Genomic DNA, 25,733 nt, shown 5'->3' with positions numbered 1-25,733 from the left:
TATGGACAACATTAACGATACAGCAAATATTCCCCTTGGAGTCATTCTGGACGATGCGCAAGCTGAGTTACCTCCCGCTGACATTCCAGAAATACTTATTATCACGGGAATGTCTGGAGCTGGGCGTTCGCGGGCCGCAGCTACCTTAGAGGACCTTGGCTGGTACGTCGTCGACAATCTGCCTCCTCGACTGCTTTCTGCGCTTGCTGGTTTGGTAACGCCAACATCTGGTGTGCGTCGGTTGGCTGCCGTCGTCGATGTACGTTCACGAGAATTTTTTAAAGAACTCGAAGAAGTCATGGAATCACTGCAAGAACATGCCGTGGAGTATCGAATTCTTTTCCTTGATGCTTCAGACCAAGCATTGGTACAACGCTACGAATCTGTGCGTCGGCCACATCCGTTGCAAGGAGACGGTAGGCTTCTGGATGGCATTTCACAAGAACGCGAGGTGCTTGCTCCGTTACGCCGTAGGGCGGACACGCTCATTGACACAAGTAATCTTTCAGTACATGACTTATCTAGGAAAATTCGCAAAGCTGTCGCTAGTGCCTCAGATACTGAACCACATGTAACGGTGATGAGTTTTGGGTTTAAATATGGCTTACCTATGGATGCTGATCATGTGGCAGATGTAAGATTTCTACCTAATCCATATTGGGTTACTGAGTTGCGCAAATTAACCGGGCGGGATGCACCTGTTCGAGATTTCGTTTTGAGTATTGATGGTGCTAAGGATTTTGCTAACTCCTATGTTGATTTAATCCATCCGATTCTTGAAGGTTATATCCGCGAGCTAAAGCCCTATGTCACGATTGCTATCGGTTGTACTGGCGGAAAACATCGTTCAGTTGCAATGACCGAATACGTTTCTGAGCAATTGCGATCACGTGGCGTATCAGTACGTACAATTCATCGAGATCTTGGACGAGAGTGATGCGTGAAAATCAAAATGTCGGGGCGCGCGGACCACGCGTCGTTGCTTTAGGTGGAGGTCACGGACTGTATGCATCATTATCCGCTCTACGAATTCTGACTCCGCATATCACTGCTGTTGTTACCGTTGCTGATGATGGCGGTTCTTCGGGGCGCATCCGCCAAGAGATGGATGTGTTACCACCAGGAGATCTGCGAATGGCGTTGGCTGCTTTATGCGACGATAGTGACTGGGGGCAAACATGGCGTGACGTATTGCAACATCGTTTTGAATCTACTGGGCCATTAAATGGCCATGCTGTAGGGAATTTATTGATTGTTGCAACATGGCGACTTTTACACGACGAGCTCGATGGACTAGATCTTGTTGGTCGATTACTGGGCATTCGCGGTCGAGTTGTTCCAATGTCAACTATTCCATTGCAGATAGAAGCAGATGTATGCGATGTATCTGGCCAGACGACGTCGATTTGCGGACAAGTGGCAGTTGCTACATCACATGCATGCGTTGAACGTGTTGGCCTTATTCCAGCAAACCCACCTGCACATCCGGCCGCTGTTGATGCGATTGATGACGCCGATTGGGTTATCATTGGCCCTGGTTCATGGTATACCTCAATTATTCCGCATCTGCTGGTGCCAGATCTTCTTCACGCACTAGAAAATACTCGAGCGAAAAAAGCACTCGTGATGAACTTAGTTCCGGATGAAGAAACGGCTCATCTATCACCCAGTGAATTAATTATGGCTTTTCGGCAGCACGCCCCAGATATCACCATCGATTGTGTGATTGTTGATCCTGACACTGTTGGAGATCGGGTAACTCTTGAAAATGCTGCCAAAAGTATTGGTGCCAATGTTATGGTCAGCCATGTAGCGAAGAAGAGTAATCGAAGTATGCACGATCCACTTTTTCTGGCAACGGCATTTCGTGATGTTATTGATAGTTTCTCATAATCGCCTCACGCCACTATCATCGCCTTGTAACATCATGATCAGCGAAGAATCGTCGCGTTAATTGCCAGAATTGTCCCAGAGTTATTCACTAGCTGTAGAAAAGAGTAGCCGATGCCAGCTTTGACGTCTTTTGTGAAAGACGAAATATCATTGGTTTTCCCAACGAACTTGTCAGCCATGGTGGCCGAGTTATCGACGATGTTTCGGTTCGCTGGAGGTTTACAAATTAACGGTGGGATTGTTTCCTTACAAGCTGAGCTGACGCATCCCGGAGCGACGCACCACTTGGCCGAATTGGTGCGGCAAGTTTATTCAATAGAGCCTGATGTGGTTGCCATCAGTAAGCCGATGAGACAAGGTAATAGTTATCTTCTTCGCGTGGTTAACGACGGTGAACGGATTGCCCGGCGCGCAGGTATTTTAGATGTTCGTGGGCGTCCTGTTCGCGGACTTGCTCCTCAAATTGTTGGTGGTACGAAAGCTGATGCTGCTGCGGCATGGCGTGGTGCCTTTTTAGCTCGTGGCACTCTTCTTGAACCTGGGCGTAATGCTGCGCTTGAAGTGACGTGTCCATCGATGGAAGCGGCGTATGCTATTGGCGGTTTGGCTCGCCGACTAGATGTTCCATATCGGGCTAGGGAATCGCGTGGAGCTTACCGTGCAGATATCCGCGAAGGCGATGCAATATCAACGATGCTCACTCGGATCGGCGCTCATAACACTGTCTTAAAATGGGAAGAGTTGCGCACAGAACGCGAAGTGCATGGACAAGCTAATCGTTTGGCAAACTTTGATGACGCAAATATGCGCCGGAGCGCAGATGCCGCCATTATTGCGGTTATTCGTGTCAAGCGAGCTTTTGAAATCTTAGGTGACGATATACCGGATAATCTCCGGCAAGCAGGCGAATTCAGAATTAAGTATCCGGAAGACTCACTCAACCTTTTGGGGGAGCGGCTCACGCCGCCGGCAACAAAAGATGCTGTGGCGGGACGGCTTCGTAGGCTCAACACTATGGCCGATAAACGAGCTAGTGAGTTAGGCATTCCAAGCACTATGGATGCTGTTCGTGAACAGACAGGTGTATCTGATCGCACAATTTGAAACGGGCCCAAAGTCACTGTGTTTTCTTGTTGATGGGGATTTTTTAATTTACTTTCACCTACACGCGAAGTTGCCTAGACAATACAGCACCAAAAACTTGTAGAATAGGAGAGGATCGAACGTTGGGCGAAAAAGTCAGGCGTTCGTGAGTCAGCGAGTACAGCTCGTTGAGAAATCTACAATGTGTACTGAAGTACACAAGGAGGATACGCAGTGACTATTCGCGTTGCTATTAACGGCTTTGGCCGTATTGGCCGTAACTTTATCCGCGCAGCATACCAGCGTGGAGCTAACTTTGAGGTCGTTGCAGTCAACGATTTGACAGACAACAAGACTCTCGCTCACCTACTCAAGCGCGATTCAATTCTCGGAACCTGGGATCACGAAGTTTCCCACGATGAGGATTCAATCGTCGTTGATGGTCGTAAGATCAAGGCTTTCGCAGAGCGTAACCCAGCCGATCTTCCATGGGGCGAACTCGATATCGACGTCGTTATCGAATCCACCGGCTTCTTCACCGATGCAACCAAGGCTAAGGCACACATTGAAGCTGGCGCCAAAAAGGTTATCATCTCTGCTCCGGCAAAGAATGAAGATGCTACTTTCGTTATGGGTGTAAACCACACCGATTACGATGCAGAAAAGCACAACATCATCTCCAACGCTTCCTGCACCACGAACTGCTTGGCACCAGTTGCCAAGGTTCTCCAGGAGAAGTTCGGCATTGTTAAGGGTCTTATGACCACCGTCCACGCATACACTGGCGATCAGCGCATCCTCGATGCACCACACTCTGATCTTCGCCGTGCACGCGCAGCTGCTATCAACATCGTTCCTACCAAGACCGGTGCTGCTGCTGCTGTTGCTCTCGTTCTTCCAGAGCTCAAGGGCAAGTTCGATGGTTTCGCAATGCGCGTTCCAGTTCCAACAGGCTCTGCAGTTGACTTGACCTTCGAATCCGAGAAGTCCGATGTCACTGTTGAAGAGATCAACGCTGCAATCAAGGAAGCTGCTGAAGGCGAACTCAAGGGTATCCTCGCATACTCCGAAGAGCCACTCGTTTCCACCGACATCGTTCACGATCCACACACCTCCATCTTCGACGCTGGTCTTACCAAGGTCATCGATGGTCAGGTTAAGATCATCTCTTGGTACGACAACGAATGGGGTTACTCCAACTCCCTCGTTTCCCTTACCGATCTCGTTGCTTCGAAGTTCTGATTCTTCGCAAGTTTGAGTAAGTGATAACTCACGGGCCCGGGCATGCGTTTGCGTGCCCGGGCCCGTAGTTTCATCAGCTATACTGAGATTGTTTAGATGCCAGTGTTGGTATCTTTTATTTACACAGAAGGACACTAATGAGAACTATTGACACACTCGGCGATCTCGCCGGCAAAAAAGTTTTTGTGCGATCGGATTTCAATGTTCCGCTCGATGCTGACAAGAACATTACCGACGATGGCCGTATCCAGGCTGCACTCCCAACCATTAAGCGCCTTATTGAAGCTGGTGCACGCGTCATCGTTGCAGCTCACTTAGGCCGGCCAAAGGGCCAAGTCAACCCAGACTTCTCCTTGGCACCAGTAGCTAAGCGTCTTGGCGAATTACTTGGCAAGAATGTTGTTTTGGCAAATGACACTGTCGGTGAAGGTGCACAGGCTGCTACTGCTGATATGAAAGATGGCGACGTCGTCCTTCTCGAAAACGTCCGCTTTGATGCTCGCGAAACTTCCAAGGTTGACGCAGAGCGTGAAGAACTCGCTGCAGAATATGCAAAGCTCGCGGACGCGTTCGTGTCTGACGGTTTCGGCGTTGTTCACCGCAAGCAGGCATCAGTTTATGATGTTGCCAAAGTTCTACCTTCAGCTGCCGGTGAGCTCGTATTTAAGGAAATTGCTTCCCTGTCCAAGGCAACTGCTCAACCAGAGCGTCCATACACTGTCATTCTCGGTGGCGCTAAAGTCTCGGACAAGCTTGGCGTTATCGCAAATCTTTTGGAGAAGGCCGATCGCCTGATCATCGGCGGCGGTATGGCATACACTTTCCTCAAGGCAAAGGGCTACGAAGTTGGCACATCGCTTCTTGAAGAAGATCAGGTGGAGACTGCAAAGTCGTTCATCGATAAGGCGGCAGAAAAGGGAATTGAATTCCTTTTGCCAGTTGATACCGTCGTTGCACCGGAATTTAAAGCTGACGCTCCAGCTGAAGTAGTTGAAGCTAGTGCTATCCCAGCTGACAAGATGGGTCTCGATATCGGTCCAAAGACCGTAGAACTCTTCACCAATGCTATTGCTTCGTCAAAGACCGTGGCATGGAATGGCCCAATGGGCGTTTTCGAGTTCGAAGCATTTGCAAATGGCACCAAGGCAGTTGCGGCTGCTCTTGAGTCTGCTGATGGCTTTACAATTGTCGGCGGTGGCGATTCCGCAGCCGCTGTTCGTCTCCTCGGCTTCGATGAGACTAAGTTTAATCATATTTCCACCGGTGGTGGCGCTTCCCTCGAATACCTCGAGGGCAAGGAGCTCCCAGGTATCGCAGTTCTGGAGGACTGATAATTATGGCACGTACCCCAATTATGGCAGGTAACTGGAAGATGAATCTTGATCATCTTGAAGCTACTGCTCTTGTACAAAAGCTTGGTTGGATGCTAAATGATCTCAAGCATGATTTTGATGCTGTTGAGTGCGTCGTTGTTCCGCCTTTCACAGATATCCGTTCTGTCCAGACTTTGGTTGATTCAGAGGACTTCAAGATTACCTACGGTGCTCAAGATGTCTCTATTCATGACGAAGGTGCATACACCGGTGAGATTTCAACCGGAATGCTCAACAAACTTGGCGTCACTTACGTTGTTGTTGGCCACTCCGAGCGTCGCGAGTACCACGGTGAAACAAACGAATTGATCGGTCAGAAGGCAAAGAAAGTTCTCGATGCTGGCATGCTTCCAATCGTCTGCTGTGGTGAAGCGCTTGAAGTCCGTAAGGAAGGTACTCACGTCGAATACGTTCTTGGACAGATCGAAGCTATGTTTGCCAAACTTACAGCTGAGGAAGTCGCTAAGCTTGTTGTCGCCTACGAACCGATTTGGGCAATTGGTACCGGCGAAGTTGCTACTCCTGCCGATGCTCAAGAAGTTTGCGGTGCAATTCGTGGCAAGATTGCTGAAATGTTCGATGCTCCAACCGCTGAAGCAGTTCGTATCCAGTACGGCGGCTCGGTAAAGTCCTCCAACGTTGTTGAGATCATGGCACAGCCAGATGTTGACGGCGCTCTTGTTGGTGGCGCATCCCTCAAGGCAGAAGAATTCGCTAAAATTGTCACCTTCCAGCAGGCCTGACAGAGTAAAACAGCATAGTTTGCTGTTTTCGTGACGAATCGCGCGGGTAAGAACTTTCTTCTTACCCGCGCATTCTTGTATGCTGGAACAGGTTACGTATTACGTTAGAAAGAGTTCATATCGTGGCGATTCTTCAAATCATCATCACCGTTTTACTGGTTATCTCCAGCCTTTTGCTTATCGGTTCTATTTTGTTACATAAGGGCCGTGGAGGTGGCATCTCTGATATGTTTGGTGGCGGAATTTCTACCGCTATGCGTTCATCTGGAGTTGCCGAAAAGAATCTTAACCGGATCACTGTTATTGTGGCACTCGTCTGGATCACATGCGTTATCTTGCTCGGACTGATCACCAAAATACAGTTCTAGAATATATTTCTTAAGTATCAATTTAAGGCGAGAATAGGTTTTCCTATTCTCGCCTTAAATTATCTCTCGGTTGCTCTCCCGATCTATTTTTTGCCCCATGAAGTGGGTGTCCTATGAGCGATACGTACTGAGAAGACACCCACAATCATGAAGAAGCGACTCTTTTATCGGGACATAGATTCTTTAGCCGCTGCAACAACGTTTTCGGCAGTAATCCCATATTCTTTCATAAGGAAATTACCACTTGCAGAAGCACCATAGTGATCAATGCCTACGCTACAACCTGTATCCCCGACAATATACTTCCAGCCAAATGTAGAACCAGCTTCTACCGATACGCGTGCTTTCACATCGTGGGGGAGAACTGACTCACGGTATTCAGCGTCTTCAGCTTCAAACCATTCGATACACGGCATAGAAACGACACGTGCGCCAATATCTTCGGTAGCCAAAAGCTCGCGAGCTTCTAAAGCAACAGATACTTCCGAACCAGTAGCGATCAATACCACGTCGATCTTTTCAGCATCTGCTAAAACATATCCGCCACGAAGCACACCGGCAGCGCTTGCCAACGTATTGCCATGAGCTAATCCTTCACCGCGTTCAAAGACCGGAAGGTTCTGACGAGAAAGAATAATGCCTGACGGATTAGCGTCACGTTCTAAGATTCCCCGCCAAGCGTAAGCTGTCTCGTTTGCGTCAGCTGGGCGAACAATATCTAACCCAGGAATAGCACGGTAAGACCACAAGTGTTCAATCGGTTGATGGGTCGGACCGTCTTCGCCTACGCCAACTGAATCATGAGACCAGACGAAAATAGACGGCACATGCATCAATGCCGCAAGTCGGACTGCTGGACGCATATAGTCAGAGAACACAAAGAATGTTCCACCATACGGGCGAGTAAGGCCATGAAGGGCGATACCGTTAAGGATTGAGCCCATCGCATGCTCTCGAATACCGAAATGCAATGTACGTCCGTATTTGTGACCAGGGAATGCTTTCGATGAACGTTCTTGAGGAAGGAAGGATGGCTCTCCTACCATCGTCGTATTATTCGAACCAGCCAGGTCCGCTGATCCTCCCCAAAGTTCAGGCAATACGTCCTTGAGCGCTGTTAGCACCTTGCCTGAAGCAGCTCGGGTAGCAATTGAGGTACCGCTTTCGAATGTTGGAAGAGACTCTTCCCATCCTTGTGGCAGTTCCCGTGCCTGTAGGCGTTGAAGGAGAGCAGCTTTGTCTGGGTTTCCCTCTTGCCAGGTCGCAAAATCTTTATCCCACATCTGGCGTGCTTGAGATGCACGCGAGGCAGCATTCGAACGAACATAGGTTAAAACCTCATCCGGCATTTGGAAACTGGCTTCTGGATCAATACCAACCGCTTGCTTCAAGCCACGCAATTCCTCTTCTCCTAAGGCCGAACCGTGAGAAGCACCAGTGTTTTGTTTCGTTGGGCTTGGCCAAGCGATGATGGTCGAAAGCTTGATAATAGAAGGACGTTCAGTTTCCTTTTGCGCATTGCCGATGGCTTCATACAGTGCGTCTAAATCTTCATCATAACCCTCGTCTTTACGCCACTGAACATGCTGGGTATGCCAGCCGTAGGCCTCGTAACGTGCGAGTACGTCTTCATTGAAAGCAATGACAGTATCGTCTTCAATAGAAATCTGGTTATCATCAAAAATAACAATAAGATTGCCGAGTTTTTGCGTACCAGCAAGCGACGACGCTTCGGAGGTCACACCTTCTTGTAAATCGCCTTCGCCACATAATACATAAACAAAATGATCGAAAGGGCTGGCGCCATGCACGCTCGACGGGTCTAAAAGACCGCGTTCCCGACGAGCTGCCATCGCCATGCCAACTGCCGAAGCAAGCCCCTGTCCAAGCGGACCAGTTGTCATTTCTACCCCTGGTGTCCAGCCATATTCCGGATGACCTGGAGTTTGAGAGTCAAAGGTGCGTAGAGCCTTGAGATCGTCCATCTCTAAGCCATAACCCGAATAGAATAACTGGGTGTAGAGCGTGAGGGACGAGTGGCCAATCGATAGCACGAAGCGATCCCGGCCAAGCCAGTGTGGATCTTTCGGATCATGTCGCATAATTTTTTGGAAAAGTAGATACGCTACTGGCGCCAATGAAATTGCCGTTCCAGGATGGCCATTTCCAGCCTTTTGAACTGCGTCGCCAGCCAATACTCGACCATAGCTTAATGCTTGGTCGTCTAAGTTAGTCCAAGTAAGTGACGTCATCTGACTTATCCTTCTTCAGTGAATTACGATACCTATATAGCGTATCTTTTTTTCGTGGATGGCGTGCTATTCACAGCTACCTTTTCTGGGAGGAATATCTAGTGCTAGGGGATGAGTTCGGCCACGCGGTATCTGATTATCTTGCGCATCTAAGTGTTGAACGTTCTCTTTCGCCCCATACCATTGCTGCCTATCGCCGTGATCTTAACCATTATCGTGATCATTTATTACAACGTCATGTTGTATCCTTAGTTGCGATTAGTTATGAAGACGTTGCGTCTTTTGCCGAGTATTTACAGAATGGATCTGCGGGCAAGCCGATGGCATCAACTTCTGTGGCCCGAATGATTACTGCAGTTCGTCGCTTTCACGAGTTTTTAGTTACTGAAGGAGTGACGACGACGGATCCTTCGGTTGATGTCCGCCCACCAAAAATCGGTATGCGTCTACCTAAAGCGATCACCATAGCGCAAATGCAGCATCTACTTGATGTTGCGGCTAAATCGACTGATCCGATTGGATTACGAGATCGAGTATTGCTCGAAATTTTATACGGTACTGGGGCACGTATTTCAGAAGCTGTGGGATTATCTGCTGATGACATCGACGTCGACACAGCTACTATCCGACTTTTAGGAAAAGGCCGTAAGGAACGTATTTTGCCTTTGGGCAGGTATGCTATTGACGCGATCAATGCTTATCTGGTTCGGGGACGTCCTTTCCTTGCTTCTCGTAGCACTGTTGGTTCATCGTCGTTATTTCTTAATAAGCGGGGAAAACCACTGTCGCGTCAAAGTGCTTGGGGGATTATTCAAGACATTGCCCGGCAAGCTGATTTACCGCATATCACGCCACACACGTTTCGCCACTCTTTTGCCACGCACCTGTTACAAGGAGGGGCAGACGTACGCATTGTTCAAGAAATGTTGGGACATTCGTCGGTCACAACTACCCAGATTTATACGATGGTGACACGCGAAACACTCAATGAAGTGTACGCAACTGCCCATCCACGTGCGTGGCACGACTAAATATCCGGTAGATTAGTAGTGTGAGTGCAGAACAACCATCTTTGATTAATATCAGCACGGAACAGGATTTTCCTCTTCCGCAAGAATTGCATGCCCATGGCCCTGCGCGCATTATCGCAATGTGCAACCAAAAGGGTGGGGTGGGTAAGACGACGACGTCGATTAATCTCGCCGCCGCTTTAGCAGAATATGGCCGTAAAGTGCTTATCGTTGATTTCGATCCGCAGGGAGCCGCTTCCGCGGGATTGGGCGTTAACGCAATGGCCTTAGAGCGAACTATTTACGATGAAATGGTTGCAACTAAGCCAGATATCACTCAGATAATTCATCACACGGTAGTTCCGAATCTTGATGTGGCGCCGGCGAATATTGAGTTGTCGGCAGCCGAAATTCAACTTATCAATGAAGTCGCACGTGAACAGTCATTGATGCGTGTATTGCGCCCGGTGATGGATAGCTATGACGTCATTATTGTGGACTGTCAGCCGTCACTTGGTTTGTTGACTGTTAACGCGCTAACCGCCGCGCATGGTGTGATTATTCCGTTAGAGGCAGAATATTTTGCGATGCGTGGCGTTGCCTTGCTAGTTGATCAGATTGAGCGTGTCCAAGATCGTCTTAATCCACGGCTACGTATTGACGGTGTGTTATTAACGATGGTCGATACGCGCACGTTACATGCTCGTGAAGTGATTTCTTTGATTAAAGAGCGTTTTGGTGACCGGGTTTTTGACACTATGATTGGCCGGTCAGTGAAATTCCCAGATGCAACGATAGCTGCTGAACCGATTACGACTTTTGCCCCGACACATGTGGGAGCAAAAGCCTATATGCGTCTCGCACGGGAGCTAATTTCGCGTGGCGGTAGCGCCTAGTTTTACTGGCCATGTCTGCGCGTGACAATCTGTTTTCAAACGGGTCCAGTTTCGCCGTCAGCCTTGACGTCTTTTCTGGCCCGTTTGATGTTCTCTTATCGCTTATTGGAAAGCATCAACTTGACGTAACTGAAGTTGCGTTAGCGCAGGTAACTGATGATTTCATCGCCTTTATTCGCAGTCAAGATGAGGCTGCGTTGGAGCAAATGAGCGAGTTTGTGGTAGTAGCGGCAACTCTTTTGGATATTAAGGCCGCGCGTCTTTTGCCGCGCGAAGCTCGTGATGACGACGATGTAGCGGCAATTTTTGAAGCTCGGGACATATTATTTGCAAAATTATTACAGTACCGAGCATTTAAAAAAGTTGCTTTAGAAATTGCGCAATATATGAGTGCACAATCGTTGAGTTTTCCACGGAATGTGCCATTAGAGGAGGCTTTTCACAATATTTTGCCAGATGTCGATGTGCCGATTGGCTGTGTTGATTTGGCTATTTTGGCTGCTGGGGCGTTATTTCGCCGCCCTGACCAAGTAGCTATCAATCATATTCACGATCCGCTTGTCCCAGTAGAATCTCAAATATCAGTGCTTCGCCAACGGTTAATGGTTGGCGATCGGATGTCGTTTGCTCAGCTGTGTTCAGATGCGGTCAATGTGGCGACTGTTGTATCGCGTTTTTTGGCGGTGTTGGAAATGTTGCGTCAGGGTGAAGTCGATATTAATCAAGCCGGTCCGCTTGAGTCTCTCATTGTTATTCGCGTTAAGCCAGGAAATACGGTAGCCTTAGAGTCTAACGATCGCAGTGATGCAGAGCGGAGTTTATAATGCAGGATAATAATTATCGCCGTGGGGCGTTAGAAGCAATTTTGATGGTTGTTTCTGAGCCGGTTAAGGCTACTGATCTGGCGCCTATATTGGCGGCTACACCGGCGGATATCGATGACTTATTGACGCTCATGGCACAAGAGTATGCCCAAGCTGATCCGTCGCGTGGTTTTCAACTGCGCCATGTTGGTGGAGGTTGGCGTTTTTATTCTGATCCACGTTATGCCGATGTTGTGAGTAGTTTTGTTTCGTCCGGCCATTCGTCACGTTTATCTGTTCAAGCCCTGGAAACATTGGCTGTTATTGCTTATCGCCAGCCAGTAACTCGAGCACAGATCGCCGCTATTCGTGGTGTTGATGTGGATTCTGTTGTTCGTACATTACAAAATCGCGGACTTATTCAGCCGGCTGGCACAACTGCAGATACTGGCGCAGTGTTGTATGAAACAACTGATTTATTTTTAGAAAAAATGGGAATGAATTCCCTCGATGAGCTTGCTCCGCTGGCACCATATTTGCCAGATGATGATGAGTTTGACGATGTAGTAAAGGAGATGGCATGAGCCGAAAAACACAAGATCTTCATGATCCGAACGGCGAGCGCCTACAAAAGGTGTTAGCACATGCTGGTGTGGCGTCACGCCGAGCTGCGGAAGACATGATTCAAGAAGGCCGGGTTAGCGTCGATGGTGTTATCGTTCGCCAGTTAGGCATCCGAGTTGATCCAAAGACGGCAATTATTCATGTTGATGGCAATCGCGTCCAGTTAGATCAGGACTTAATTACTGTTGCGCTATACAAGCCACCAGGGGTTGTTTCGACGATGTCGGACGATCAGGGGCGTAAAACCTTAGCTGATTTTGTTGAAGATTATCCTCAGCGTTTGGTTCATGTGGGCCGGTTGGACGTGGACACTGAAGGACTTATTTTGTTGTCGAACGACGGCGAACTTGTTCATCGGTTAACCCACCCTTCTTACGAGGTTCCTAAGACCTACATTGCGCGTGTTGAAGGCTCGGTCAGCCGTGGCTTGCAGAAGGTGATGGAAAAGGGCATTACGTTAGAAGACGGTCCAGTTAAGGCTGACCGTTTTATTGTGCGTGAGGTTGCCCGAAAGAATTCGATTATTGAGATCACGTTGCATTCGGGGCGTAACCGTATCGTGCGCCGCATGATGGATGAAGTTGGCCATCCGGTGATGGAGCTTGTTCGTATGCAGTTCGGCAATATTGTTGCTGGACATTTGAAACCTGGACAGGTTCGCCAGATTGCTGGTTCGGAGCTGGGTGCTTTGATGTCAATGGTAGGTATGTGATGGCAGGTTTACGTATAGCAATTGATGGCCCTTCGGGGTCTGGTAAGTCCACAGTTGCCCGCCGAGTGGCTCAGGAACTCGGGTTAGGATACCTTGACACGGGCGCAATGTATCGAGCAGCTACGTGGTGGGCAATTCACGAGAATATCGATCTTGATGATCCGCAAGCGGTATTGGAAGTGACAAAAGCAATGCCGTTAGAGATCGTGCTCGATCCTCAAGCTCAACGCTTTGTGTGCGGTGGCGAAGATATTACTTCTGCGATCCGCACGTCAGAACTTTCTAAAGTTGTTTCGAAAGTTGCGGTTAATATTCCAGTGCGTAAAGAGATGCTTCGTCGTCAGCGCGCAATTATCGAGTCCCAGGATGCTCCTGATTCGTATTCATCTGGGCGTGGGATTGTTGCCGAAGGCCGTGATATTACGACGGTTGTGGCGCCTGATGCCCATGTGCGGGTTTTGTTGACTGCTTCTGAGGAAGCCCGGTTGGCTCGTCGCGCATTGGAAGTGCGGGGGAGCGCTGATGCGGACGCGTTAGCACAGACTCGTGATGAAGTTATTCGCCGTGATCGCGATGATTCGACAGTTTCGGAGTTTATGACTGCGCAAGATGGTGTTACCACGATTGATTCCTCAAATCTGGGGATAGATGAGGTTGTTGAGGCAGTTATTCAGCTAGTGAAAGAGGCCCGCGCATGAGCGACGAGTACGTATTTGATGACGACTTCGACATCAACGCAACCTTTACTCCGATCGGGGAGGACGACGTCGAGGAGGCTCAGCAAGCCGATGTGATGCGTTCGTTCCTTGACGAGTATGACCTCGACGACGAAGACCAAGCTCTGCTCGATGGTGAGATCGAGTTCGCACCTGTTACGCAACAGTGGGGAAAACCGGTATTAACAATTCTGGGTCGGCCAAATGTTGGTAAGTCAACTTTGGTTAATCGGATAGTTGGTCAGCGCGTCGCTGTTGTTCAAGATACTCCGGGCGTTACTCGCGATCGCGTGAAGTATGATGCTGAATGGGCTGGCGTTGATTTCACGATTATGGATACTGGTGGCTGGGAAGCTGCCGTTGAAGGTATCGATAAGTCGGTTTCGGAATCTTCAGAAATGGCGATCAATGAAGCTGATGTTGTTATGCTCGTCGTCGATGCCACTGTGGGAGCAACTGACACTGACGAACGTATGGTTCGGTTACTTCGTCGTAGCGGTAAACCGGTAATTCTTGCAGCAAACAAGGTTGATTCACCACAGGGTGAATCTGACGCAGCCGCATTGTGGAATTTGGGTCTGGGCGAACCCTATCCCATTTCTGCTTTGCATGGCCGAGGGACTGGCGACTTACTCCATGCTGCTGTCAAGATGCTTCCTGAAGTTTCTGAAGTGGCGCTTGCTCGTCCGGATCAAGGTCCGCGCCGGATTACGTTGGTTGGCCGCCCGAATGTTGGTAAGTCTTCCTTGTTGAATAAGCTCGCTGGTAGTGAGCGTGTGGTGGTCAATGAGCTTGCTGGCACGACACGCGATCCGGTTGATGAGGTTATCGAACTTGATGGCCAGCCTTGGACATTCGTCGATACTGCAGGTGTTCGCCGTCGAGTTCATTTAACTAAAGGTGCTGACTACTATGCGACTCTTCGCACCCAATCCGCAATAGAGAAAGCTGAGCTTGGTTTAGTGCTTATGGATGCTTCCGAACCTATTGCTGAGCAAGATATTCGTGTGGTCCAACAAGTGATCGATGCCGGGCGAGCCGTCGTCGTCATCATGAATAAGTGGGATCTGGTCGAAGAAGAACGTCGCATAGAACTCGATCGTGAATTCGAACGTGAGCTTGTCCAAATCCAATGGGCAGAACGTATCAACTTGTCGGCCAAGACCGGCTGGCATACCAACCGGCTGACGCGTGCAATGAACACCGCGCTTGAGTCCTGGGATACGCGTATTCCTACTGGTAAGTTGAACGCGTTTTTGGGGGAGCTGCAGGCAGCGAATCCGCATCCGGTGCGTTCGGGCAAGCAGCCACGTATCTTGTTTGCTACCCAGGTCGCTAATCGTCCGCCACGCTTCGTGCTGTTTACTTCCGGCTTCTTCGATCACGGCTACCGCCGGTTCATCGAAAACCGGTTGCGTCGCGAGTTCGGGTTCGTTGGCTCGCCGGTAGAAATATCGGTTCGTCCTCGTCAAAAGCGGGCACGAAAGAAGTAATCTTTCTGAACTTTTTGGCTGGGTGTCATGATGTTGTCGAATATCATGACACCCATGTCTTTTATCTTATTGCGCGTATTAATTCAGTTTCGCCGTATATTGGTATGATTTCATTATCCTTAAACTCGGCAATGTGGAGTTATCAATGTCCTTGACGAAAGCGCAAGCCATCCTATTTATTCAAGATCGACACCGTCCTCACGGCAGAGCGTCCTCTGTACGCTTTGGGTCTGCCCCTTTCAGAATTCGTATAGCAAAAGAACAATCACTGAAAGAACCAACACCAATTGAAGACATCATCGCCTACGTTAATGAGTTTCTAACAAGTCTCGGAATGTTAGCCTCAGATAACCCTCAAATATCGTTTGCCTCCGAATTAACTGATGCCGAAATTCAAGAAGTTCTTAACCGTACGTTATATGCACCGATTCATGATGCATATGGCAATTGTGAAGACTTAGTCTGGATGAAGTTTACGCAAGATGGCTATCTTGGCGTAGTCGCAGTCAGCAACGATATTAACTTCGATATACCGCCATCACTTGAGGCACATCTATGCACTCGAAACACCCCTGGAATCATTGTGAAATCACTTCACAAGCAGTGGGACCGCACTTTCGTGCTTGCTTTCCCATTGATAAATATTCCCAAAGGCCTAAAGCGAGCAAATATCGAAACAGGCATCGGCAATTACTTAATCTCTCAAGGTGTTCCGATCCTTGATTTCTTTTCACACAGATACTAACTACGTGAACGCCTCCATTCACGGTAATACGCAGATTCAAAACAAAACAGCTCCACCACTTTTCGTTGTGGTGGAGCCGTTTTCTCTGCGTCGGGCTAGCGGGATTTGAACCCACGACCCCTTGACCCCCAGTCAAGTGCGCTACCAAACTGCGCTATAGCCCGGTTACTCAAAGCAACGTCTCAAGATTACAACACGAACTGACCGTATGCCAATCACACGCCGAGTATGATCGTCACATCGTCGTCGTTAATAATTAGGCTCTCAGCTATGAGAGTGGCAGAATGAGAATATGAATACCGAAAATCTTACCCGTTCCGAAGCTCGCGCACGTTCTGAAGCTCTCGAGGTCACCAAACATATTATCGATCTCAATATAACGGAAGCTCCCGCAGATACCGATACGTTTACCGTCACTTCTCGTATCGATGTCACTGTGCGCAAACCGATTGAAACATTCATTGACTTTATCGGTAATCAAGCACATTTAAGCATCGATGGGGTAGCTGTGGATGCGCGATTCGACGGTGCACGTCTCTACCTCCCTGAGTTGCTGCCAGGTTCCTACCGACTTAGTATAGATGGCGTGGGACGGTATTCAACAACCGGTGAAGGACTACACCGTTTCCGCGATCCGCAAGATAACCAAACATATCTCTACACCCAGTTCGAGCCAGCAGACGCCCGTCGAGTATTCCCGAACTTTGAGCAACCTGATCTAAAAACACACTTCCATATTTCCATAGCTGCGCCAGCTTCGTGGACGATCCTTTCTAACGGCGCAGAAAACCATCGGGTAAATATTAGCCCTAACTCGCTAGGTACTGAATGCGTTGAGGTCAGCTTCGTTCCTACCCAACGCCAGTCAACCTATCTCACAGCTTTTATCGCTGGACCTTATGTTGGTTTTAACGACACTGCTCAAACGGCCCAAGGGCCAATTGCTCTTGGATTCTACTGCCGGGCAACCTTAGCAGAACATTTCGATCTTGACGACATCTCTACGGTTACTAAACAAGGCCTTAATACTTTCCCATCCGCATTTGGCTGTGACTACCCCTGGGGCAAATACGATTCAGTATTCGTTCCTGAGTACAATCTCGGCGCTATGGAAAACCCTGGGTGCGTCACGTTCTCCGAAGACCATTATATTTTCCGCGGGCTAGCAACGCGTGCACAACGGGCTTCTCGCGCTAATACAATTTTGCACGAAATGTCCCACATGTGGTTTGGTGACTACACTACGCCCGTATGGTGGGACGATTTATGGCTTAAAGAGTCTTTCGCAGAATTTATGGGAGCTTGGGCGAGTGCCACTGCTACCCAATACACTGAAGCCTGGGTTGATTTTGCTGGGGCACGCCTAGATTGGGCCTTGCGGACTGACCAATTGCCAACAACTCATCCGATAGTTGCCGATATTCCTGATTTAGAAGCTGCCGACCAAGCATTTGATGGCATTACGTATGCCAAAGGCGCTGCAGTTCTCCGTCAGCTTGTTGCTTTTGTCGGTGAAGATAAATTCTTTGCTGGAGTACGTCAGTATTTTGCTCAACATGCGTTTGCGAACGCTACACTCGATGACCTTCTCACGGCTTTAGAGATGTCTTCTGGCCGAGATTTACATGATTGGGCTAACGAATGGTTGCACACTACCGGCGTATCAACTGTGATGGTTGAACGTACCGCGGAAGGTGCACGCCTATCCCAAATTGGCACTGACAGTATCTCTGGTCAGCCTATTCGCCGGCCACACAGAATTCGAGTATCAGGTTTTGTTGCTAACGACGGAGTTTTAAAGCGCGTTGCTTCTTACGACGTCGATTTGCGAGATAACGTCACAGTTCCATGGGAAAAAATTGGGGGAGAAGACGTCGATCTCATTTTGCCGAACGACGACGCCCTGTCTTATCTGAAAATTGCATTTGATGGGCGGTCACTCGATAGCGCTTTGCACAATCGGATACGTGAAGACTTATCACGTTCAGTTATTTCAGGACAATTATGGCAAATGGCCTACGACGGTCTGATACAGCCGGGTTCTTATGCTTCCTTTGTAGCGCGCGAGCCACTTCTCCCATCAGCTTCCTTGCTTTCGCAACGCACCGATTCTGCTATTCAAGCAATTCGGTTCTTCCTAGCAGGACGTAAGCGCAGTGAATCTTTCAACGCTTTTTTCGATATTGCTCTTAAAGCCCGCGACTTAGCTGAACCACATTCTGATCCATACACAATTTGGACTCGAGCCTTAGCTACCGTTGCTGCAGTATTGCCAAAACGCGACGAAGAGGTAGCAGAAATCCTCCAACAAACAACAGATAAAGATCTGCGTTGGATGCTATTAACTGCCCGGGCTGCCTGCGGAACAATTACTGTCGATGATATCGATGCGGAATTGGCACGAGGGGGAACAGCTTCCGATGTTGTTGCGCATCTACGTGCTGTCGCATCGATGCCAGGGAACCGGGAAGCAACAGTCATTAAGCTGATGAAAGCTGATATGTCCAACGATCACTTATCGGCATTAATTGAAGGTTTCACCCAATACCTTCATAGTGCAGAAGCTCGTCAAGCACTGCCTGATTACTTTGGAATCATTGAAGACATCTGGACTTCCCATTCGCAAGAATTAGCCGAACGCCTCATTTATGGCCTGTATCCTATGTCAGATCTTGAACCTGGAACTGTTCCTGAAGACAACGCCGATGTACGCGCAGCAACTCAATGGTTAGCAGATGCAACGCATGCACCTGCAGCACTTCGCAAGATTATTTTAGATAAACGTGATTTCCATGTTCGTGCGTTACGTAACCAAGCTCGATGAAGAACGAGTTTGGGAATGAATAACATATCATTCCTAAGCTAAGATATGTTACATAAATGTGACCCAAGGAGAAAAAGATGAATAACGAGTTCACTACCCCAGATCAATGGCAAGATCCCACTGCTACATCACGGTTTAGTGCGATCTCGCAGCAGCCTGATTCTCCTACCCCCGGACGTGGTCTTGATGCGGAAGATATTGCTACTATTAATGCGCTACCTGAGGCGTCGGCACTTCTTATTGCGCTTAATGGACCTAACGTAGGTGCACGTTTCTTACTTAACTCCGATCGTGTATTAGTTGGTCGCCATACACGTGCAGATATTTTCCTCGATGACGTTACAGTTTCTCGTAAGCATGCAGTTTTCGAACGGACAGATCAAGGTTTTGTCGTACGGGATCAAAATTCGCTTAATGGCACTTATGTCAACATGAACCAAGTTGATGAAGCGGCATTGTCCGATGGGGATGAAGTTCGTATCGGCAAATTTCAGCTAACATTTTATGGCTCACCGAAGGTGGCTAAATGAGTGCTGAAATAGCAAAGTGTTCGAATCCACACAAAGCTTCTGGTCTTTCTTGGCCCCAGGATGTCTCACATGAAGGCACGCTCAAGATAGGCGAAGTTATCGATTTGCTATCTCGAGAATTTCCCTTTCTTGCCGCGTCTAAAATACGTTATTTTGAGTCACAAAATCTCATAGACCCGCAACGTACAGCATCTAATCAGAGGCTATTTTCTTTGGCTGACGTTGAACGATTGCGTTTTATTCTGATAGAGCAACGCGATCGATATGTCGCTTTACCTCAGATAAAAGAAATGTTGCGACAATTAGACGCGGGGGAGAACGTAGCTGATCACCCTGGCCGGATGCGTGCAGTTGAAGATTCTGAAGTTACCAAACCAAGCCCTGGAACACGGTTGCAGGTGCGTGAGTTAGCGGCACTCGTTGGTGCGTCCTATGCCGATATTGAAAGACTCATTCAAGTAAAGATTTTAACGCCAGATGCTCGTGGCCGACTTACCGCTCAAGCAGTCGACATTGTGCGTTACGTGATGATGCTTGAAGAAAAAGGTCTAGATACCCGCCAACTGCGTGCCGTGCGCCACTCAGCTCATTCACATGCTGCCCACGTTGTTGCCATGCTTGCCACCGAACGGGCGAAGAATACCCCACTTGCCAAAGAGCGAGTAATCGCTGAAACCGGCGAATTTGCAGCACTATTGACGAATCTTTACCGAGCTTTATTGCTTGAAAGTATTGATGTTGAGCTTCGATGAATGAAAAACTTCAAGTAGAACTTGAGACACGGCACAACGACACGCCGAACTTCCTTCAAGGATGTCGTTGGCAAATCCTTCGTGGAGGAATAGGCTATAGGAAGTAACATTCCATGAGGAGGATCCGTGACTGACGGAACTGCACACAATGCACACCCACAGCGTGCACAGCAAATGCTTTTTGGGGATACGTTGCCAGATCTCGATACTGAAACTGGCTACCGTGGCCCGGCAGTTTGTCGTGCCATAGGTATCACGTATCGTCAACTTGATCACTGGGCGCGTACCGGGGTAGTTGAGCCATCAATACAGAACGCTCTTGGATCTGGCTCACAACGTCTTTATTCCTTCCGCGATGTTTTGGTTCTGAAAATTGTTAAGCGGCTTTTAGATACTGGTGTTTCTCTTCAGCAGATTCGAGTTGCCATTACGCAACTTGCCGAATACGGCGTTGATGACCTTGCTTCAGTAACGCTTATGTCCGACGGCGCTTCGGTCTATTTATGCGCCTCGAACGATGAAGTTATCGATCTTATCAATGGTGGCCAAGGAGTATTTGGAATTGCCCTTGGCAAAGTATGGCGTGAAGTTGAAGGTTCGTTAAGCGAGATTCCAACTATGCGTGTTCAGGACGAAATTGTTGATGAGTTAGCTGCGCGGCGTAAAGCTCGGTTAGCTTCGGCTAATTAATTTCTCCAGGATTATTCCTCAGTGGTTTACACTGAGGAATTTTTTCGCACTGGCGGCTTGGAAAGTAATAGGGAATAGGACCAGCTTGATTTGCTTGTCCAAAGAATCTAATTTGACATAATGTACATTATCGGATCGTAGTAGTATAAGTACTTCCCGTAAATAAGCCGCAAAGTCAGGTTCATTTAAAGACTGTGTAGAATAAACGTTAAAGACATATCGAGAGGATGACGATGGTAGAACGCTCGTTGCGTGGAATGAAAATCGGCGCGAATTCACTAGAGACAGATATTGGTGTTGCACTCGTTGAACGCCACGATGAAACATATTTATGTTCACGTGGCCATCGCTTTACTGTCACTTTCGCACACGATGCAGATGTGCCAGCTACATGGGAATGCAAATGTGGCGCTGAAGCTAAACTTATTGGCGATCATGGCGAAGAAGGCGAAGAAAAAATTATTAAACCGGCCCGCACTCATTGGGATATGCTCCTAGAACGCCGTTCTAAAGAAGAACTGCAAGTTCTTCTCGACGAACGCCTAGAGCTACTTCGCACCGGCCGTCTTTACGCTCGGCGGCACTGAGTAGCAAAATCTGCCATTTTATACATAGTTAGTCGGCGTTATGGTATTTTCCATAGCGCCGACGCGCTAGTATCGCTACACAAGTACCAATCAATACGAACACATATCCGAGATATTCCCGATAAACTGCTGTAACCGTTGCAAATTTGAGATCTTTCCGCAGTGTCACATCGACCACCCTCGCGTCAGAATCTAGCAACTCTGAGACATAGCGGACTACCCCGTTAGGTTCGATTAGTCCACTAACACCCGTCGTCGAAACTTGAATTGCACTGCGCCCATGCTCAACTGCCCTAAAACGCGTCATTTCGAACTGTTGATAAGGTTCGCCGGATTTGCCAAAGGATGCATTATTTGTTGGCACAACAATAAGGGAAGCTGGATTCTGATTCTGTACACCTACTATCGCTTCGGCAACTAAATCATCATAAGCAACTTCGAAACAAATGGGAGTGGCAACACCTACATCTCCCCTTGCTGTATGAATATCAAGTCGTGCAGGACCTTTACCAGGCAACATATCAATCCGAACTTGGTCAATAATATGTGCTACCGTATCCGAAATTTGCGCAATATAACTGCGCAACGGTATGTATTCACCAAAAGGCACAGGATGCTGTTTAGAATATCTAGCAACGATCTCACCAGTTTCATCTATCGCTAAATAATCGTTATACCGGCCATTTTCGACGTACTCTTGTGTCCCGAGTAAAATCGGTACGCGAACATCCTTAATTATCCCGTCTATGAGGTCATATGCTTGACTATCTTCACGGATATCGTGATCTGAGGTTGATTCTGGGAAGACGACAAGATCTGCGCCTGATACCTTATTCGCGAGGTTTGCATGATTTCGGGTAACCTCCAAGGCGCGTAGCCACCCATCGGGAACTTCCTCTTTTGTTGGCGAATTTCCCTGAATTATACCTATAGTTATGTTGCCATCTGGCTTACCGCCTATTGGCAACAAAAGTGGGCAGATAAGCCCCATGCATGCAATACCAATACTGGCAATGCCACGATACGGACACGACGGAAAAGCAAGAAGGGCTTGGGAAATCAAAATTGAAATAGCCGAACCCGCACATCCAACCAGTAACGTAGAACCCCATGGTGCAAGGCTAATAAGTGGACTGTCGTTAAGCGCAAAAGCAATTTTCCCCCACGGCATCCCGCCAAAAGGTAACGAACCACGAACATGCTCTAAACCCGCCCACACTAGTGCAGCAAATATCCATGAATAAATACTTGGCATTCGTGATATCTGACTCCACAGTAACGCCACGATGGCAATAAACAATGATTGGCTCACAACTAATGCAGTTAACGCAAGCAAGCTATCCGCGGCAATTGACGCCCAGAATAAGTGTGGCGTAAAAAAGCTCATACCCCATACTGCCCCAAGTAAAAAGGCGCGCATGACCGTTGTGTGGTAAATGCTTAACCATAAGGATGCAAGGGAAAGAAAAACTAACGGCCACAATGACAAAGGCGCATGGGCAGCCCACATCGCGCACCCGCCGAGTACAGATATTGCGAGGCGGCTCAGAAAACTCACGTTAAACTCCACCCTTTGAGTATAGACAAAGGCCCCCACTCGCGAACCTCGGACCGATCAAAAGATCGTTTTCTATCGAACGCGAATGAGAACCTGACTCACATCATGTGGGTATATAAAACACCATAGTTAGCTGGAAAAACAACCTCAAGCCTAACTACCTGTCAAATCAATGAGACAACCATTTCCCCACTTGACAGCATTGTGTGATATATGACATAGGCTTTAATTCCAGTCCCATTTACGCAACAACTCTCGCGCTTGATACGCCTTCTCCCCCAGCCAGCTATCCGAGCCAATATCTACTAGCTGCCCAAGAACGTCAATTAGTCTCCGGTTAGCGTTAATAAGATCGCCTACCGCAAGCTTTGAAACACTAACAGCCGATTCAAGTCCCCCTCCGCTAGCAAGAATCGTAAACGCTTCGATAGCACCAGCTGTTGGCACACCGGTACGAACAATACCCGCTTTCGCTTCGCGACCGACTAAATCATCCATATTTGCTTCAATGCGTGCCCATGCCGCCCGCAATTGGGGATCACGTGGTCCCTGGGCAGAAAAACGTCGATCACATAAAAGGGCTGAGCACACCCCAGCAAACTTAGCTGGAGAGAGCTGTTCGAATATCGGTTCCGACATACTCATCACAGTCAATGCATCTGCCTCGCTATGAATGCCACGCAGCAACCGTCCACCAACGCCTAATCGTGCTACCCCATCCGTGATTGCAATATATCCAAGGTTTTCTAAAACACTCACCGTTGCATCGAATTCACGAGCTACCGAACCTTCATAAGCATCACGCAGCTGGCTAAGCTCACGACGGCGATCTACCAAGGTGGAATACTCATCACCTTGTTTAAGATGCAAAGCACGATCTGGACAGGAGTGGACTGGATGGGCATCAACTAATGGGGTCTCATTGACAGCATAACGAGCCCATGAGCGAGTCAGATCCTCATCGAGCCCTAAATCGACACGATCGCTTATCTCCTGATCGATAATAGCGGCAACATCATCACGCACACTCGGATCTTTGATAGAACGTCCGAAAGGCAGATCAAGGAAACCGAGCTCCCGCAACGGAGAGGATAACTCCATTGGATGCAACCAAAAAATATCACCATAAACGTCAACTATGCGAATACGTCGATCCGAAACAGACAATGCAATACCATAATCTACCTCGCCATTGATAGCAAAGGCATATAACATACCCGTTACGGCGTTGTTCCATGACATCTCAATATCGCGTCTATAGGCTTCTTTTGCGCGTCGTCGTTGCGCTTTAGAAGCCCGGCCAGTAGCCTTAACGATGTCAATATATTCCGTAACTGAACCTCTCTCGCAAACCTCAGCTAACTGATCAGTCACCCGTGACAAACGCCGATCTAATCGAGCCAGTTTCGCTTCAATTTCTCCTAAATCCGCATTCTTTTGATATTGTGCAAAAGACTGCCCCATAATCTTTCGTGCTTCATCAAGAGTATGGTAACTCAGTAGATTAACAACGGTATTATAAGACGGAAAAAACGCTGACATAAGTGGATCAACATGCCCTGAACCAATGTGGGCAAGATAGTCTACATCAAGTTCTGGACTACCAATCACTACTGCATTGCCATGGGTATCTTTACCACGCCGACCAGCCCGTCCAATCAGCTGAGTATATTCCGTAGCAGTCAGTGATACAAAATCTTCACCGTTCCACTTAATCAAATCCTCGATAATGACCGTCCGCACGGGCATATCGATACCCAACGCAAGCGTTCCAGTAGCGTAAACCAATTTAAGAAGACCTTGATCCATGAGCTGTTCTGAAAGTTCTTTAAGCGCCGGAAACATCCCGGCGTGGTGTGCCCCGTATCCGCGTGAAAAGGCTTTCGCCCAAAAATCGAAACGAATTGTACGTGCGTCAGCTGGAGACATTGTCTTTTTCAGTTCTGCTAGACGACGACGAATCAGTCTCGCCTCATGTACCGTCGTCAGTTCTATATCAGCATCCAGAAGATCACTAACCGCGGTATCACAACCTTTGCGCGAAAAGACAAAATGGATGGCTGGTAGCATATCTTTCGACTTAGCTATCATTAAGACCCGGCGACGGCGCGCAGGCACATCTCTTCGACGTCTGCGTACCGGTTTATCGCCACTATGCTCTTCAGACGGAACATAACCCACCTCACCGTCGTCGTTAAATAATGGAACAAAAGAACGCTTTGTAGCAACAAACTGCTCAAGTGGAACCGGACGTACACTCGTTGAAATAACCTCGGTAGGTCCACGTACCCCCCGTAACCACGAGCTAAATTCATCCACGTTAGCCACTGTTGCCGATAGGGAAACCAACCGTGTGTTACGTGGCAATTGCAAAATAACTTCTTCCCATACCGGCCCACGGAAAGGATCGCCTAAGAAGTGCACCTCGTCAAGAACCACATAACCAATATCTGACACCTCACTATCACGCGATAACAACATGTTTCGCACAACTTCGGTAGTCACAACAAGGATATTAGCTTCTCGATTAATCACAACATCGCCAGTAATCAGCCCAACATATTCCTCACCGTAGCGTTGTTGTAAATCTTTAAATTTTTGATTCGATAACGCTTTAATCGGAGCGGTATAAATACATCGCGAGGACGACGCCAACGCAAACTCCACGGCACATTCAGCAACAACAGTTTTCCCAGCACCTGTTGGGGCGCTGACCAATACATCATGCCCTTTACCGAGAGCTGTCATTGCCTCAATCTGAAAGTCGTCAAGCGTGATTCCACGCGCCGAATACTCGTCAATTATATGGTCGATAACACGATCAAACACGCACGCTCAC

23 protein-coding genes and 1 tRNA gene are annotated in these 25,733 nt (G+C 48.3%); 20 read left to right on the top strand and 4 right to left on the bottom strand.

The genetic code is table 11. From position 1 onward, the window contains the following. Position 1: 1 nt before the first annotated feature. From rapZ to secG, 7 genes are all read left to right on the top strand, one after another. Positions 2-937 carry an RNase adapter RapZ gene (rapZ, locus tag HC352_RS04235; protein ID WP_168917730.1) on the top strand — a complete coding sequence of 312 codons (936 nt, stop codon included), beginning with the start codon at positions 2-4 and terminating at the stop codon, positions 935-937. Further along, positions 937-1,893, top strand: coding sequence for a gluconeogenesis factor YvcK family protein (locus tag HC352_RS04230; RefSeq protein WP_168917729.1), 957 nt, complete (start codon positions 937-939; stop codon positions 1,891-1,893). Before rapZ ends, HC352_RS04230 begins: the two co-directional genes overlap by 1 nt. Before the next feature lie 111 nt (positions 1,894-2,004). After that, positions 2,005-2,997, top strand: coding sequence for a DNA-binding protein WhiA (gene whiA, locus HC352_RS04225; RefSeq protein WP_168917728.1), 993 nt, complete (start codon positions 2,005-2,007; stop codon positions 2,995-2,997). Between the two features lie 213 nt (positions 2,998-3,210). After that, positions 3,211-4,218, top strand: coding sequence for a type I glyceraldehyde-3-phosphate dehydrogenase (gap, locus tag HC352_RS04220; protein WP_168917727.1), 1,008 nt, complete (start codon positions 3,211-3,213; stop codon positions 4,216-4,218). 137 nt (positions 4,219-4,355) lie between these two features. Beyond that, entirely contained in the window at positions 4,356-5,549 is a 1,194-nt protein-coding gene (locus HC352_RS04215; RefSeq protein WP_168917726.1) for a phosphoglycerate kinase, read from the top strand. 5 nt (positions 5,550-5,554) lie between these two features. Next, complete coding sequence (tpiA, locus tag HC352_RS04210) at positions 5,555-6,334, top strand: triose-phosphate isomerase (protein WP_168917725.1); 780 nt, start codon at positions 5,555-5,557, stop codon at positions 6,332-6,334. Positions 6,335-6,456: 122 nt separating this feature from the next. Further along, complete coding sequence (gene secG / locus HC352_RS04205; protein WP_168917724.1) at positions 6,457-6,702, top strand: preprotein translocase subunit SecG; 246 nt, start codon at positions 6,457-6,459, stop codon at positions 6,700-6,702. Positions 6,703-6,866: 164 nt separating this feature from the next. Here the strand turns inward: secG and tkt are convergent, their stop codons facing one another. Beyond that, positions 6,867-8,954 carry a transketolase gene (gene tkt / locus HC352_RS04200; protein ID WP_168917723.1) on the bottom strand — a complete coding sequence of 696 codons (2,088 nt, stop codon included), beginning with the start codon at positions 8,952-8,954 and terminating at the stop codon, positions 6,867-6,869. Positions 8,955-9,055: 101 nt separating this feature from the next. Between tkt and xerD the strand changes: the two genes are divergently transcribed. The 8 genes from xerD (at position 9,056) to HC352_RS04160 (ending at position 15,953) form a co-directional block, all read left to right on the top strand. After that, the gene (xerD, locus tag HC352_RS04195; protein ID WP_211080716.1) at positions 9,056-9,985 is read left to right on the top strand and encodes a site-specific tyrosine recombinase XerD; all 930 of its coding nucleotides are present in this window, start codon (positions 9,056-9,058) and stop codon (positions 9,983-9,985) included. Between the two features lie 20 nt (positions 9,986-10,005). Continuing rightward, a complete protein-coding gene (locus HC352_RS04190; RefSeq protein WP_168917722.1) occupies positions 10,006-10,860 on the top strand; it encodes a ParA family protein in 855 nt (284 codons plus the stop codon). Between the two features lie 11 nt (positions 10,861-10,871). After that, the gene (locus HC352_RS04185) at positions 10,872-11,684 is read left to right on the top strand and encodes a segregation and condensation protein A (protein WP_168917721.1); all 813 of its coding nucleotides are present in this window, start codon (positions 10,872-10,874) and stop codon (positions 11,682-11,684) included. Further along, on the top strand, positions 11,684-12,247 hold the full coding sequence (gene scpB / locus HC352_RS04180; protein WP_168917720.1) for an SMC-Scp complex subunit ScpB: 564 nt from the start codon (positions 11,684-11,686) through the stop codon (positions 12,245-12,247). The genes HC352_RS04185 and scpB overlap by 1 nt, the downstream gene beginning before the upstream one ends. Next, positions 12,244-12,999 (top strand): pseudouridine synthase, encoded by a 756-nt coding sequence (locus tag HC352_RS04175; protein ID WP_168917719.1) that lies wholly within the window; start codon positions 12,244-12,246, stop codon positions 12,997-12,999. The genes scpB and HC352_RS04175 overlap by 4 nt, the downstream gene beginning before the upstream one ends. After that, on the top strand, positions 12,999-13,697 hold the full coding sequence (gene cmk, locus HC352_RS04170) for a (d)CMP kinase (protein WP_168917718.1): 699 nt from the start codon (positions 12,999-13,001) through the stop codon (positions 13,695-13,697). Before HC352_RS04175 ends, cmk begins: the two co-directional genes overlap by 1 nt. Beyond that, positions 13,694-15,208: a ribosome biogenesis GTPase Der gene (gene der / locus HC352_RS04165; protein ID WP_168917717.1), complete on the top strand. Its 1,515-nt coding sequence runs from the start codon at positions 13,694-13,696 to the stop codon at positions 15,206-15,208. Before cmk ends, der begins: the two co-directional genes overlap by 4 nt. 145 nt (positions 15,209-15,353) lie before the next feature. Beyond that, positions 15,354-15,953 carry a hypothetical protein gene (locus HC352_RS04160; RefSeq protein ID WP_168917716.1) on the top strand — a complete coding sequence of 200 codons (600 nt, stop codon included), beginning with the start codon at positions 15,354-15,356 and terminating at the stop codon, positions 15,951-15,953. A 90-nt stretch (positions 15,954-16,043) separates the two neighbouring features. Here HC352_RS04160 and HC352_RS04155 read toward each other — a convergent pair. Beyond that, a tRNA-Pro gene (locus tag HC352_RS04155) sits at positions 16,044-16,117 on the bottom strand. A 128-nt stretch (positions 16,118-16,245) separates the two neighbouring features. Here HC352_RS04155 and pepN point away from each other — a divergent pair. From pepN to HC352_RS04130, 5 genes are all read left to right on the top strand, one after another. Continuing rightward, positions 16,246-18,777, top strand: a complete 2,532-nt coding sequence (pepN, locus tag HC352_RS04150) for an aminopeptidase N (protein ID WP_168917715.1) — start codon at positions 16,246-16,248, stop codon at positions 18,775-18,777. A gap of 77 nt (positions 18,778-18,854) precedes the next feature. Further along, positions 18,855-19,307, top strand: coding sequence for an FHA domain-containing protein (locus HC352_RS04145; protein ID WP_168917714.1), 453 nt, complete (start codon positions 18,855-18,857; stop codon positions 19,305-19,307). Next, a complete protein-coding gene (ftsR, locus tag HC352_RS04140) occupies positions 19,304-20,059 on the top strand; it encodes a transcriptional regulator FtsR (RefSeq protein ID WP_168917713.1) in 756 nt (251 codons plus the stop codon). Before HC352_RS04145 ends, ftsR begins: the two co-directional genes overlap by 4 nt. A gap of 174 nt (positions 20,060-20,233) precedes the next feature. Beyond that, on the top strand, positions 20,234-20,749 hold the full coding sequence (locus HC352_RS04135; protein WP_168918604.1) for a MerR family transcriptional regulator: 516 nt from the start codon (positions 20,234-20,236) through the stop codon (positions 20,747-20,749). A gap of 233 nt (positions 20,750-20,982) precedes the next feature. Continuing rightward, on the top strand, positions 20,983-21,336 hold the full coding sequence (locus HC352_RS04130) for an RNA polymerase-binding protein RbpA (protein WP_168918603.1): 354 nt from the start codon (positions 20,983-20,985) through the stop codon (positions 21,334-21,336). A 28-nt stretch (positions 21,337-21,364) separates the two neighbouring features. On the opposite strand, the gene lnt is transcribed toward HC352_RS04130, so the two are convergent. Continuing rightward, positions 21,365-22,894 carry an apolipoprotein N-acyltransferase gene (gene lnt / locus HC352_RS04125; RefSeq protein WP_168917712.1) on the bottom strand — a complete coding sequence of 510 codons (1,530 nt, stop codon included), beginning with the start codon at positions 22,892-22,894 and terminating at the stop codon, positions 21,365-21,367. Between the two features lie 225 nt (positions 22,895-23,119). Beyond that, positions 23,120-25,723 (bottom strand): DEAD/DEAH box helicase, encoded by a 2,604-nt coding sequence (locus HC352_RS04120; protein WP_247645229.1) that lies wholly within the window; start codon positions 25,721-25,723, stop codon positions 23,120-23,122. Positions 25,724-25,733: the final 10 nt, after the last annotated feature.

Source organism: Arcanobacterium buesumense, from assembly GCF_012563545.1.
GTDB classification, from domain to species: domain Bacteria; phylum Actinomycetota; class Actinomycetes; order Actinomycetales; family Actinomycetaceae; genus Arcanobacterium; species Arcanobacterium buesumense.
The sequence above is the reverse complement of the archived record's forward strand: the minus strand, read 5'-3'. Positions and strand labels throughout refer to the sequence as shown.

What these genes read in the sequence shown, in the direction of transcription:
- rapZ (WP_168917730.1), top strand. Translation starts at nt 2, where the DNA reads ATGGACAACATTAACGATACAGCAAATATTCCCCTTGGAGTCATTCTG.
- HC352_RS04230 (WP_168917729.1), top strand. Translation starts at nt 937, where the DNA reads ATGCGTGAAAATCAAAATGTCGGGGCGCGCGGACCACGCGTCGTTGCT.
- whiA (WP_168917728.1), top strand. Translation starts at nt 2,005, where the DNA reads ATGCCAGCTTTGACGTCTTTTGTGAAAGACGAAATATCATTGGTTTTC.
- HC352_RS04215 (WP_168917726.1), top strand. Translation starts at nt 4,356, where the DNA reads ATGAGAACTATTGACACACTCGGCGATCTCGCCGGCAAAAAAGTTTTT.
- tpiA (WP_168917725.1), top strand. Translation starts at nt 5,555, where the DNA reads ATGGCACGTACCCCAATTATGGCAGGTAACTGGAAGATGAATCTTGAT.
- tkt (WP_168917723.1), bottom strand. Translation starts at nt 8,954, where the DNA reads ATGACGTCACTTACTTGGACTAACTTAGACGACCAAGCATTAAGCTAT.
- HC352_RS04185 (WP_168917721.1), top strand. Translation starts at nt 10,872, where the DNA reads ATGTCTGCGCGTGACAATCTGTTTTCAAACGGGTCCAGTTTCGCCGTC.
- scpB (WP_168917720.1), top strand. Translation starts at nt 11,684, where the DNA reads ATGCAGGATAATAATTATCGCCGTGGGGCGTTAGAAGCAATTTTGATG.
- HC352_RS04175 (WP_168917719.1), top strand. Translation starts at nt 12,244, where the DNA reads ATGAGCCGAAAAACACAAGATCTTCATGATCCGAACGGCGAGCGCCTA.
- cmk (WP_168917718.1), top strand. Translation starts at nt 12,999, where the DNA reads ATGGCAGGTTTACGTATAGCAATTGATGGCCCTTCGGGGTCTGGTAAG.
- der (WP_168917717.1), top strand. Translation starts at nt 13,694, where the DNA reads ATGAGCGACGAGTACGTATTTGATGACGACTTCGACATCAACGCAACC.
- HC352_RS04160 (WP_168917716.1), top strand. Translation starts at nt 15,354, where the DNA reads ATGTCCTTGACGAAAGCGCAAGCCATCCTATTTATTCAAGATCGACAC.
- pepN (WP_168917715.1), top strand. Translation starts at nt 16,246, where the DNA reads ATGAATACCGAAAATCTTACCCGTTCCGAAGCTCGCGCACGTTCTGAA.
- HC352_RS04145 (WP_168917714.1), top strand. Translation starts at nt 18,855, where the DNA reads ATGAATAACGAGTTCACTACCCCAGATCAATGGCAAGATCCCACTGCT.
- ftsR (WP_168917713.1), top strand. Translation starts at nt 19,304, where the DNA reads ATGAGTGCTGAAATAGCAAAGTGTTCGAATCCACACAAAGCTTCTGGT.
- HC352_RS04135 (WP_168918604.1), top strand. Translation starts at nt 20,234, where the DNA reads ATGCTTTTTGGGGATACGTTGCCAGATCTCGATACTGAAACTGGCTAC.
- HC352_RS04130 (WP_168918603.1), top strand. Translation starts at nt 20,983, where the DNA reads ATGGTAGAACGCTCGTTGCGTGGAATGAAAATCGGCGCGAATTCACTA.